Source organism: Streptomyces sp. NPDC059455 (assembly GCF_042750115.1).
Classification (GTDB): Bacteria; Actinomycetota; Actinomycetes; order Streptomycetales; family Streptomycetaceae; genus Streptomyces; species Streptomyces endocoffeicus.
Map to the genome: position 1 here is coordinate 1 of NZ_JBHYVB010000036.1, position 12,195 is coordinate 12,195.

Here is a 12,195-nt window from a genome sequence, read left to right on the forward strand (position 1 = left end):
CCCCGCCCCCCGGGCCCCGGGGTCTGGGGTCTGGGGCGGAGCCCCCCACGCGGCGGAGCCGCAGATCGTCAGGTGTCGGGAAGGGGCAGGGAGGGGAACAGCCCGCCGCAGGCGCCAAGACCCGCCGGACGCCCCCTATCAGCCCTCAGACCCCAGACCCCAGACCCCAGGCCCCAGACCCCAGGCCCCAGACCCCAGGCCCCAGGCCCCAGACCCCAGGCCCCAGTCCTCAGACCGTCGGGACGAAGTGGGCCCTGGTGAGGGATTCGACCGTGTCGAGGTCGCGGGCGGCCAGGGCGTCGAGGAGCGCCATGTGCTCCTTCGCGTCGGCGACGAGGTCGGCGACGCGGGTGGTACGGCCGCAGGCCAGGGGCCACTGGGCGCGGCGGTGCAGATCGTCGGCCACGATCACGAGCTGCTGGTTTCCGGCCAAGCCGAGCACCGTCTGGTGGAAGGTGCGGTCCGACTCCAGATAGGCGGCCCGGTCGCCCCTTACGGCGGCCGCCGCCGTCGCCTCGGCGAAGGGCCGCAGCCCGGCCCAGCGCTCGGGCGCGATCGCCTCCGCCAGGCTGAGCATCACCGGAACCTCCAGCAGCGCCCGTACCTCCGCGAGCTCGGCCAGCTCGCGCTCGCTGCGGCGGGCGACCCGGAAGCCCCGGTTGGGCACCACCTCGACGGCGCCCTCGCCCGCGAGCTGCTGCATGGCCTCCCGTACGGGGGTGGGAGAGACGCCGAAGCGCTCGGCGAGCACCGGCGCGGAGTACACCTCGCCCGGGGTCAGCTCACCGCCGGCCAGCGCGTCCCGCAGGGCGTCCAGGATCTGGCCGCGCACCGAGTGCCGGCGCGGGGACCTGCGTGCCGCGGGCGCGCCGCAGGAGGGCAGCGGGTCCATCGCCACCTGTGCTTCGGACTGCTCCACTCCGGTCCTCCTGACATCCCATCGAAACGATATGCGGAGGCCGCCCCCGGGCAAAGCCCGTAAACATCATTTAAGGTCGTAGTAACGTTGCGTCTCGTACACGGACCGTAGACCGACCGCCAAGCCGGTCGGTCGGATTACCCGCGATCGGGTTCCGTGAATAGAATCAAGCCGCTTGCACAGCGCGAGTGTTCGGATCGCATCGCAGCTATCCGCGTGTCCCCCCGCCTACTTGGCGGCCTCTTGTCCCAAAACCGCTCGAGGCCCGGCAGGATTCCGCCAGGATGTCGCGCGCGGTAGGCCGTACTGCGGCCAGAACTTCATGAAGCCAATCAAGGGGCACCGGATGAGACTGACCGACATATCGCTGGTTCTGCCAGTCGTCGTGGCGCTCGCCGGCGTCGTGGGGGCGGCGGTTGTCCTCGCGCGCGGCCGACGGAAGAAGGACGAGAGCGTCATCACCGACTCCTGGGAGCGCAGCGAGGAACGTCGGCGCCGTAAGGAGGCCGTCTACGGGATGGCCGCCTATGTTCTGCTGTTCTGCTGCGCCGGGGTGGCCGCCGCGCTCTCCTTCCAGGGCCTGGTGGGCTTCGGGCGGGAGAACCTGGCGCTGACCAACGGCTGGGAGTACCTGGTGCCGTTCGGGCTCGACGGCGCGGCGATGTTCTGCTCGGTGCTGGCGGTGCGGGAGGCCAGCCACGGTGACGCCGCGCTCGGCTCGCGCATGCTGGTGTGGCTGTTCGCGGGCGCCGCGGCCTGGTTCAACTGGGTGCACGCGCCGCGCGGCATGGGCCACGCGGGCGCCCCGCAGTTCTTCGCGGGCATGTCGCTCTCGGCGGCGGTCCTGTTCGACCGGGCCCTGAAGCAGACCCGCCGGGCTGCGCTGCGCGAGCAGGGCCTGGTGCCCCGGCCGCTGCCGCAGATCCGCGTCGTCCGCTGGATTCGCGCTCCGCGCGAGACCTTCGCCGCCTGGTCGCTGATGCTGCTCGAGGGCGTGCGGACGCTGGACGAGGCGGTCGAGGAGGTCCGCGAGGACCGGCGCGAGAAGGAGCACAACCGCTCCCGCCGCCGCGAGCAGGAGAAGCTGGACCGGGCCCGGATCCGGGCGATCAACCGGCAGCACCGGATGTGGGGCCGCCGCGGCGGCCGTCAGGTGGAGGTCACCGCCGCCACCCCGCCGGCCGGGCAGCTCAGTTCGGAGCCTGCCATAGGCGAGAAGGTGCTGGAGACCGCCGGGGCCCCGGAGCAGGCCCAGCTGGCCGCCGCCTCCGCCCGGCCCGCCCTGCGCTCCGCGGGCGGCGCCGAGTCCGCGACCGGCGACCTGGGCCGTGAGCGGGACAAGGACCGCGACCGGGATTTCAGCTTCGGCTTCGGTGAGAAGGACAAGGACGCCGAGGCCGACCGTCCGCACACCATCGACCTCACGGCCGAGGACGACACCCTCACCATCCCGCGGCTGGACTCCCTCGAGGAGAAGCTGGCGCAGATCGAGCGCGCCTTCGGCTGAGCGGGGCTGAGGCGGCGGCCAGGGCGGGGGTACGGATCCCCGCCCGCCGCCCGGCGGATCCGTACCGCGCAACGCGCTAACGCGCCACGACGTCAGACGCCGACACGTGCCACGACGTCCGCGCCAGGCGCCGATGGACGCGGCTACGGAACGCCCTCGGCTTCGAGTTCGAACCACAGGACCTTGCCCACCCCGTGCGCCCGCACGCCCCAGGCGTCCGCGAGCGTATGCACCAGCAGCAGTCCGCGCCCGGATGTGCTGTCCTCGGCGGGCCGGTCGCGCAGCGTCGGGTGCCGGGACACGAAGTCCCGCACCTCCACCCGTAATCGCCCGGTGACGCGCGCGCCCGGCCCGTCCCCCAACGAGGCCGTGACCTGCGCACCACGGTCGGTGTGCACCAGTGCGTTGGTCACCAGCTCGCTGGTGAGCAGCTCGGCGAGATCGGCCCGGCCGGGCCCTCCCCAGTGCCGCAGCATCTCCCGCAGCTCCGCGCGGACCCGCGCCACCGCCGCGAGATCGTCGTGCGCCAATCGCTTGGTCAGGACCGGGCCACGCTCCATCGGAACACCCTCCGGAACGGCCTCCGCTGCCTTCGGCCTCGCATCCGGCCGACCGTATCCATGCCCACGGCCCGGCCGTACAGGCTGACGCTTCATCCTCCCCCGCCCCGGCCACCCCCTGACGGCGGCCAGCGTCGAATGTCGTCGAACACGCTCACGGAAATGCATGCCCGCGTGTGGCCCCCCACACACCGAGGGAACTGTTGGGAGTGATCCCCTGAGTGATCCGCTGAGTGATCCCCCGAGCTCGAACCGAGGAGCCGTGATGCACGACGACCGACCACTGGTGGAGGGGCGCCTGGACCGCGCGCTGCGCCAGTTCATCAGGCCCGCCCAGTACACGGCCCGGGTGCCGCTCACCCTCTCCGCGTGGCGCACCCCCGGTGAGCCGGTGCCGGTCGCGGAGGCGCTGGCGGGCGCCTACGAGCCGTTCACCACCGGTACGGACTGGGGCAGCCCGTGGTCCACCTGGTGGTTCCGGCTGGAGGGCGCGGTGCCCGAGGGCTGGGCGGGGCGGCGGGTGGAGGCCGTCATCGACCCCGGATTCACCGACGACGCCCCGGGGTTCCAGGCCGAGGGGCTGGTGTACGACGCGGAGGGGGTGCCGATCAAGGGCATCCATCCGCGCAACCGCCATATCCCGATCGCCGCCCCCGCGGCCGGTGGCGAGCCCGTACGGCTGCTGCTGGAGGCCGCCGCCAACCCGTCCGTGCTGCGCGACGGCTTCGTTCCGACGCGGCTCGGCGACGTGCTGACCGCCGGGAACGAGCCGCTGTACCGTTTCGCCTCGGCCGAGCTGGCCGTCCTCGACGAGACCGTCTGGCATCTGGTCCTGGACATCGAGGTGCTCTCGGAGCTGATGCACGAGCTGCCGGAGGACCGGCCGCGCCGCCATGAGATCCTGCGCGCCCTGGAGAACGCGCTGGACGCGCTCGACCTCCACGACGTCCCCGGCACCGCGGCCGCCGCCCGCGCCGAGCTGACCGACGTCCTCGGCCGTCCCGCGCACTCCAGCGCGCACCGGGTCTCGGCGGCCGGGCACGCCCATATCGACTCGGCGTGGCTGTGGCCGCTGCGCGAGACGGTGCGCAAGGCGTCCCGCACCTTCGCCAATGTCACCGCGCTCGCGGGCGAGTACCCCGAGCTGGTCTTCGCCTGCTCCCAGGCGCAGCAGTACGCCTGGGTCAAGGAGCACCAGCCGCACATCTGGGAGCGGATCAAGAAGGCGGTGGCGGACGGCAACTGGGCGCCGGTGGGCTCGATGTGGGTCGAGTCGGACGCCAACATGCCCGGTGGTGAGGCGCTGGCCCGGCAGATCGTGCACGGCAAGCGGTTCTTCCTGGAGGAGCTGGGGGTGGACACCGAGGAGATCTGGCTGCCGGACTCCTTCGGCTACACGGCCGCCTTCCCGCAGCTCGCCAAGCTGGCGGGGGTGAGGTGGTTCCTCACCCAGAAGCTGTCGTGGAACCAGGCCAACAAGATGCCGCACCACACCTTCTGGTGGGAGGGCATCGACGGCACCCGGGTCTTCACCCACTTCCCGCCGGTGGACACCTACAACGCCCGGTTCAGCGCCTCCGAACTCGCCCACGCCGAGAAGAATTTCGCCGACAAGGGGCTGGCCACGCGCTCGCTGGTGCCCTTCGGCTACGGCGACGGCGGTGGCGGCCCGACCCGCGAGATGATGGAGAAGGCGCGGCGGCTCGTCTCCCTGGAGGGCTCGCCGACCGTCGAGATCCAGCCACCTTCGGCGTTCTTCACCGAGGCCGAGCGGGAGTACGGGGCCAAGGCGCCGGTGTGGTCGGGCGAGCTGTATCTGGAGCTGCACCGGGCCACGTACACCACCCAGGCCAAGACCAAGCAGGGCAACCGGCGCGGCGAGCATCTGCTGCGGGAGGCCGAGCTGTGGGCCACGGCCGCCGCGCTGCACACGCCCGGCTACGCCTATCCGTACGACGAGCTGGACCGGATCTGGAAGACGGTGCTGCTGCACCAGTTCCACGACATCCTGCCCGGCTCGTCCATCGCCTGGGTGCACCGCGAGGCGCGGGACATCTACGAGATGGTCTTCGCCGAGCTGGAGGAGATCATCGCGGCGGCGGTGGCCGCGCTGGGCGGCGGCGGGCCCGCCGTGCTCAACGCCTCGCCGTACGAACGCGAGGAGATCGCCGTCCTGGACGCGCGGACGGCGGCCGCCCTGCCGTCCGGGGCCCCGGTCCAGCCGCTGGACGAGGGCCGTACGGCGGTCGCGGTGCGGGTCGCCGGGCTGGGCGCGGCACCCGTGGGGGCCGCCCCGCAGGCGCCCGCCGCCGCCAGCGGCGCACCCCATGGGGCACCGCCGGTGACCGCCCTGAGCGACGGCCAGTCCATCGTCCTGGACAACGACCGGCTGCGGGTGACCATCGACGCCGAGGGGCTGCTCACCTCGGTGCTCGACCTGGACGCGAGCCGTGAGGTGCTGGCCCCCGGCGCCCGCGGCAACCTCCTCCAGCTCCACCCCGACCACCCCAACCACTGGGACGCCTGGGACATCGACCGGCACTACCTCCGCAGCCACACCGATCTGACCGACGCCGAGTCCGTGGAGCTGATCGAGTCCGGCCCGCTGCGCGCCACGGTCCGGGTCATACGGTCCTTCGGCGCCTCCCGCATCACCCAGGAGCTGACGCTGGCCGCGGGCAACCGCCGCCTCGACATCGCCACCGAGGTGGACTGGCAGGAGTCGGAGAAGGTCCTCAAGGCGGCGTTCCCGCTGGACATCCACGCCAAGGTGTCCACCGCGGAGATCCAGTTCGGCCATGTGGACCGTGCCACCCACACCAACACCAGTTGGGACGCGGCCCGGTTCGAGATCTGCGCCCACCGCTGGCTGCGGGTCGCCGAACCCGGGTACGGGGCGGCGGTGCTCAACGACTCCACATACGGCCACGATGTGACCCGTACGGCGCACAACAGGGGCGCGGGCACGGACGGGGGCGCGGACGAGGGCGAGGTGCTGGGCACCACCGTGCGGCTCACCCTGCTGCGCGCCCCGCACAGCCCCGACCCGGAGACCGACCTGGGCGTCCACCGCTTCCGCTACGCCCTGCTGCCGGGCGCGGGCGTCGCCGAGGCGGTCGCCGAGGGGCTCGCCCTCAACCTGCCGCTGCGCACCCTCCTCACCGGACCGGCCGAACGGGCGCCGCTGGTGTCCGTGGACAACCCCGCGATCACGATCGAGTCGGTCAAGCTCGCGGAGGACCGCAGCGGCGATGTGGTGGTGCGGCTGTACGAGTCGCAGGGCGGCCGGGCGGCGGGCACGCTGGTCACCGGCTTCCCGGTGCTCGGGGCTGAGGTGACGGACCTGCTGGAGCGCCCGCTGCACGAGGCGGCCACGGGTCCTGGCGGGCTGACCCTGGCACTGCGCCCGCACCAGATCCTCACGCTGCGGCTGCGGCCGGTGAGCGGCTGAGGCTGAGGCCGGGGGCGGCTTACCGCCCCCGGCCACCCACGGCCTGCTCAGGGACGCGGCACGTTCCGGAGGTTCGAGCGGGCCATCTGGACCATCTTGCCGACGCCCCCGTCCAGCACCATCTTGCTGGCCGAGAGCGCGAAGCCGGTCACCATCTCCGCCTTGATCTTGGGCGGGATGGACAGCGCGTTGGGGTCCGTGACGATGTCCAGGAGCGCGGGCCCCTTGTGCTGCAGTGCGGCGCGCAGCGCGGACCGCAGCCGCTTGGGCTTCTCCACCCGCTCGCCGTACACCCCGGCGGCGCGGGCGATCTGCGCGAAGTCGGGGTTGCGGTAACCCGTGCCGTGCGCGGGCAGGCCCGAGACCAGCATCTCCAGCTCGACCATGCCCAGCGCGGAGTTGTTGAAGAGGATCACCTTCACCGGCAGGTCGTACTGGACGAGGGTGAGGAAGTCGCCCATCAGCATGGTGAATCCGCCGTCGCCGGACATCGAGATCACCTGGCGGCGGCGGTCCATGAACTGGGCGCCGATCGCCTGCGGCAGCGCGTTGGCCATCGAGCCGTGGGTGAAGGAGCCGATCACCCGACGGCGGCCGTTGGGGGACAGATAGCGGGCGGCCCACACATTGCACATCCCGGTGTCCACGGTGAAGATCGCGTCCTCGGCGGCCTCCTCGTCCAGCACCGACGCCACGAACTCCGGGTGGATCGGGATGTGCTTGTCGACCCGGCGGGTGTAAGCCTTGACCACGCCCTCCAGCGCGTCGGCGTGCTTCTTCAGCATGCGGTCGAGGAAGCGGCGGTCGGTCTTGGGGCGCACCTTCGGCGTCAGACAGCTCAACGTCTCCCGGACATCGCCCCAGACGGCGAGGTCCAGCTTGGAGCGGCGGCCCAGGTGTTCGGCGCGGACGTCCACCTGCACGGTCCGCACATCGGCGGGCAGGAAGGCGCCGTACGGGAAGTCGGTGCCCAGCAGGATCAGCAGATCGCATTCGTGGGTGGCCTCGTACGCCGCGCCGTAGCCGAGCAGACCGCTCATGCCGACGTCGTACGGGTTGTCGTACTGAATCCACTCCTTGCCGCGCAGGGCGTGCCCCACCGGCGCCTTCAGCAGTTCGGCGAAGGCCATCACCTCCTCGTGCGCCCCGGCACAGCCCCGGCCGCAGAAGAGCGTCACCCGCTCCGCTTCGTTGACCATGCGGGCGAACCGGTCGATCTCCGCGTCGCCCGGGCGCACGGTGGGCCGGGACGTCACCAGGGCGTGCTCCTCGGCGCGCTCGGGCGCCGGGCGGGCGGCGATATCGCCGGGGAGTGCCACCACGCTGACCCCGCTGCGGCCGATCGCGTGCTGCACGGCGGTCTGCAGAACGCGGGGCATCTGCTGGGGGTGGGAGATCAGCTCGCAGTAGTGGCTGCACTCCTGGAACAGCCGCTCGGGGTGGGTCTCCTGGAAGTAGCTGGTGCCGATCTCGCTGCTGGGGATGTGCGAGGCGAGCGCGATGACCGGGGCCATCGAGCGGTGGGCGTCGTAGAGCCCGTTGATCAGATGGACGTGCCCGGGGCCGCAGGAGCCCGCACAGGCGGCGAGGGACCCGGTGAGCTGCGCCTCGGCACCGGCGGCGAAGGCGGCGGTCTCCTCGTGCCGCACCTGGATCCAGTCGATCGCGGCGTTGCGGCGGACCGCGTCCACCACGGGGTTGAGGCTGTCGCCGACCACGCCGTACAACCGCCGCACACCGGTGCGCACCAGGATGTCCACGTATTGCTCCGCCACGGTCTGCTTGGCCATCGCGCGCCCTCATCCCTCTCGTCGTCCAGGGTCGATGGGGTGGGTGACGCTTGTCCGCCACCTTGACCTTCCGTCCATCAACCCATGGACGGCGCGCTTACGCCTCCCAGACGGCGGCCGCCGTACGGTCGTCGGCGTAGCCCTTCACCCCGGTCTGGGCATCGGCGAGGAACGCGGCGAGACCCGGTGCCTCCGCGGTGTCCCAGCGTTCGGCCAGGCGATCGGCGAGGGCGGCCTCGCCGCGCAGGGGCTCGGCGAGGCCCGCGCTGCACAGCAGCAGGGTGTCGCCCGGCCGGGCGACGGAGGCACGGAACCGGAAGGGCCCGTGGACGGGCTCGTCGGACTCGGGTGGCGGCGTGGCGTCGGGGCCGGGGTCGGAGGCGGGGTCGGGGTCGGGGTCATGGCCCGGTCGTCGGCCGGGCGGGCGACCACTCCCATAGCCGATGACGGGTCCGCCGACGGTGTCCCGCTCGCCCCCGTCGGGTTCCAGGTCCTGCCAGACGCCGTCCCGCAACCGGAAGAGCCCGCCGTCGCCGACGCCGAAGAACACCCGGGTACGGCAGGCCGGATGCGCCGGGAGCAGGAGGCAGCGCACCGAGGCGGTGTGGTCGGCGGGGGCCAGGCCGCGTACGGTCGCGCCGGCGCGCAGCCGCCCGTAGGCACGGTCGGTGAGCCGGTGCAGCCCGGAACTGAGGGCGCCGCGGTTGGCGGTGTGGATGTCCTCCGTCAGCCGGGCCTGATTGCCGCCGACCGCCCCGGCGATCCACTCGCACAGCTCACGCGCCACCCGGTGCGCCCCCGGGGCCGCCCGCTGCCCGCTCGCCACGGCCACGAGGAGAAGGGCGCTGTCCCCGGTCCCGAACCGCACCGCGAGCAGCGCGTCCCGCCGCAGCTCACCCCGATAACGGGCCGCGTCCCCGCGCAACGACGCGGCCCGCAGCGTCAGCGTGCCGTACCGAGCGCCCTCCAACACGGTGTCGGGCACCACATCCCGGAGATCCTCCGGATCGGTGACGGGAAGCGTGGTCGGCTCGGTCTCGTACATGGGCGGCTGGTCCCCCACATACGAGGCCGCCGCGGCCCGCCAGGGCCGCGCCGGATCGTCTTGAAGCGCGGCCTCCGGCGGAGGCGGCACCCCGGCCCCACGCGGCCCCGAGGACGGCGAGGGCGGCCCGGACACCCCGGCGCGCCTGGGCGGGCCGGCGGCCGGGGCGATGGGGCCAGGCGCACCCGCCGGACCGGTAAGTCCGGGCCCGCTTCCCTGACTGGCGGGTCCGGGCCCGCTTCCCTGACTGGCGGGTCCGGGCCCGCTTCCCTGACTGGTGGGCTCGGGCCCGCCCGCCGGGCTCGTGGGTCTGGGCCCGCTTCCCTGACTGGTGGGCCCAGGTGCGCCCGCCGGGCCCGTGGGGCTGGGCGTGCCCGACGGGTTTGTGGGCCCAGGTGCGCCCGCCGGGTTTGCGGGTCCGGGGGAGCTCCCCCGGCTCGTGGGTCCCGGCGCACCCGCCGGGTTCGCGGGTCCCGGCGCGCTTCCCCGGCTCGTGGGTCCGGGCGCGCTTCCCGAGTCGGTACGTCCGGGTGCGCTCGCCGGGCCGGTACGTCCCGGTGCGTCGCTTGGATCCGGGCGGCCGGATGCCTCCCTGGGATCCGCGCCGCCCTGCGCGGCACCGGCTCCCGCGCCACCCCATGGGGCGCCCGGTTCCGTACGTCCCGGCCCCGCGTCGGAGCCCTCGCGGCCGTCGGAGGGCGGGGTTGCCCCAGACCCCGCATGACCCCGCTGCGAGGGCGAGGCGTCGGGCCCCTCGTCGCCCTGTTCGGTCCCCGAGCCCGCGCCACCCCATGCGGCAGCACCCGGCCCCGTACGTCCCGGCCCGGCACCGGACCCCGCGCGGTCCTGGATGGGCAGTGTGGCACCGGGCTCCTCGTCGGCGGGAGATCGCCACCCCTGCGGGCCACCTCCGGCGTCGGCGTCGAAGCCCGGGGCGGCACCGCCCGGCTCCCCCGTCCGCGGGCCCCAGGGGGCGCCCGCGGCCGGTCTCTGATTACCGGCGTCCTCGTCGCCGGCGAGCGTGCGGGAGGCCGAATCGAACCGGTCGTCCACGGAGTCGGAGGCCGCCGCGGGCCCCGCGTCGGCACGACGGGGGTCGTACAACTCGCCCCACCAGTCGTCCTCATGACGGCGTCGGTCGCCCTGCTGGCTCATCCCCACATTGTCCACAGGGAGGCTCCATGGGAACACCACGCGATGACCGGCCCGAGGCCCGCCCAAGATCCGCTCAAGCAAACGCGAGCGCGCTCACCCGCTGGCCCCAGGAGCCCGGCCCTGCAGGCGGCCCGCCCCTGAGCCCGGGGCGGAGCGCCGGGGACGAGCCCGCTGCTCGCCCCGGCGTAAGGCGTGAACGCCGCCGGGGGCGAACCCGAGGAGCAGGGTGTGGGACCCCGCGAGCCGAGGGCGGGCGGCCGGGCCGGGAGCCGGGGCCCGGGCCGGGCCCAGGGCGACCAGGCGGCCCCGGCCCCATCAGCCCCGCGCCCTCACCCCCTGTACGCCTCCAGCAGCCGCAGCCAGATCTCGCTGATCGTGGGGAATGACGGCACCGCGTGCCAGAGGCGGTTGATGGGGACCTCGCCCGCTACCGCCACCGTCGCCGAGTGGAGCAGTTCGCTGACCCCGGGGCCCACGAAGGTGACGCCGATCAGGTGGCCCCGGTCCAGGTCGACGACCATGCGGGCGCGGCCGCGGTAGCCGTCCGCGTAGAGGGCCGCGCCCTCGACCTGGCCCATGTCGTAGTCGACGACGCGGATGCTGCGGCCCTCGGCCTCGGCCTGCTCCGCGGTCAGCCCGACCGCGGCGACCTCCGGGTCGGTGAAGACGACCTGCGGTACGGCCGCCTCGTCCGCGGTCGTCGCGTACTCGCCCCAGCGGCTCGTGTCCAGCCGCTCGACGCCCCGCGCGCGTGCCCCGATCGCCGCGCCCGCGATGCGCGCCTGGTATTTGCCCTGGTGGGTGAGGAGCGCTCGGTGGTTGACGTCGCCCGCCGCGTACAGCCAGCCGTCGGGGACGTCCGTCACGCGGCAGGTCTCGTCGACCGTCAGCCAGCCGCCCGGTTCGAGCCCCACCGTCTCGAGGCCCACGTCCGCGGTGTGCGGGGCGCGCCCGGTGGCGAAGAGCACCTCGTCCGCCTCGATCTGTTCCCCGCTCTCCAGGGTCACCGTGACCGGTCCCTCCGCCCCGCCCGGCCGGGCGAGCCCCTTCACCGATGTACCGGTGCGGATCTCGGCCCCGGCCTCCCGCAGCGTCTCGGCGACCAGTTCGCCCGCGAACGGCTCGATCCGGTTGAGCAGCCCGGAGCCGCGCACCAGCACGGTGACGCGCGAGCCGAGGCCGCACCAGGCCGTGGCCATCTCGGCGGCCACCACACCACCACCCACGATGATCAGCCGCTCCGGCACCATGCCGGAGCTGGTGGCCTCCCGGCTGGTCCAGGGCCGGGCCTCGGCGATCCCGGGCATGTCGGGCAGCGCGGCCCGGGTGCCGGTGCAGACGGCCACCGCGTGGCGGGCGGTGAGGGTCCGCTCCTCGCCGCCGGAGCCGTCCGGCGGCGTCACCGTGACCCGCCGCGGCCCGACCAGCCGCCCATGGCCGCGCACCAGGTCGATCCCGGCCGACTCCAGCCAGGTGAGCGCACCGTCGTCCTTCCAGTTGCCGACCTCCTTGTCGCGGCGGGCGAAGACATCGGCCGCCGCCAGCGGCCCCCCGACCGCCTCCCGCAGCCCCGGCACCTGGCGTGCCTCGGCCCGCGCGAGCACCGGGCGCAGCAGCGACTTACTGGGGACGCAGGCCCAGTACGAACACTCACCACCGACCAGCTCCCGCTCCACGATCACCGTGGAGAGCCCGGCGGGGGGGGGGGGGGGGGGTGGGCGCAGCACACGCCGCCGCGCCCCCCCCCCCACCCCGAGCAACACGCCAT

At 73.8% G+C, this 12,195-nt stretch carries 7 protein-coding genes; 2 read left to right on the forward strand and 5 right to left on the reverse strand.

All coding sequences use genetic code 11. The features are described from left to right. Positions 1–229: 229 nt before the first annotated feature. A complete protein-coding gene (locus tag ACFXB5_RS15525; RefSeq protein ID WP_385207613.1) occupies positions 230–892 on the reverse strand; it encodes a GntR family transcriptional regulator in 663 nt (220 codons plus the stop codon). Between the two features lie 373 nt (positions 893–1,265). On the opposite strand from ACFXB5_RS15525, the gene ACFXB5_RS15530 reads away from it, so the two are divergent. Further along, positions 1,266–2,426 carry a DUF2637 domain-containing protein gene (locus ACFXB5_RS15530; RefSeq protein WP_385207512.1) on the forward strand — a complete coding sequence of 387 codons (1,161 nt, stop codon included), beginning with the start codon at positions 1,266–1,268 and terminating at the stop codon, positions 2,424–2,426. Positions 2,427–2,569: 143 nt separating this feature from the next. Here the strand turns inward: ACFXB5_RS15530 and ACFXB5_RS15535 are convergent, their stop codons facing one another. After that, positions 2,570–2,986 (reverse strand): ATP-binding protein, encoded by a 417-nt coding sequence (locus ACFXB5_RS15535; RefSeq protein ID WP_210951464.1) that lies wholly within the window; start codon positions 2,984–2,986, stop codon positions 2,570–2,572. A 265-nt stretch (positions 2,987–3,251) separates the two neighbouring features. Between ACFXB5_RS15535 and ACFXB5_RS15540 the strand changes: the two genes are divergently transcribed. Beyond that, on the forward strand, positions 3,252–6,437 hold the full coding sequence (locus ACFXB5_RS15540; protein WP_385207515.1) for an alpha-mannosidase: 3,186 nt from the start codon (positions 3,252–3,254) through the stop codon (positions 6,435–6,437). Positions 6,438–6,484: 47 nt separating this feature from the next. Here ACFXB5_RS15540 and ACFXB5_RS15545 read toward each other — a convergent pair whose 3' ends face one another. The 3 genes from ACFXB5_RS15545 to ACFXB5_RS15555 all read right to left on the reverse strand — a co-directional run bounded on the left by ACFXB5_RS15545 (position 6,485) and on the right by ACFXB5_RS15555 (position 12,178). Then, the gene (locus tag ACFXB5_RS15545; RefSeq protein WP_385207518.1) at positions 6,485–8,227 is read right to left on the reverse strand and encodes a pyruvate dehydrogenase; all 1,743 of its coding nucleotides are present in this window, start codon (positions 8,225–8,227) and stop codon (positions 6,485–6,487) included. Positions 8,228–8,324: 97 nt separating this feature from the next. Next, complete coding sequence (locus ACFXB5_RS15550; protein ID WP_385207521.1) at positions 8,325–9,362, reverse strand: protein phosphatase 2C domain-containing protein; 1,038 nt, start codon at positions 9,360–9,362, stop codon at positions 8,325–8,327. Between the two features lie 1,394 nt (positions 9,363–10,756). Beyond that, positions 10,757–12,178 (reverse strand): dihydrolipoyl dehydrogenase family protein, encoded by a 1,422-nt coding sequence (locus ACFXB5_RS15555; RefSeq protein WP_385207616.1) that lies wholly within the window; start codon positions 12,176–12,178, stop codon positions 10,757–10,759. Positions 12,179–12,195 lie beyond the last annotated feature (17 nt).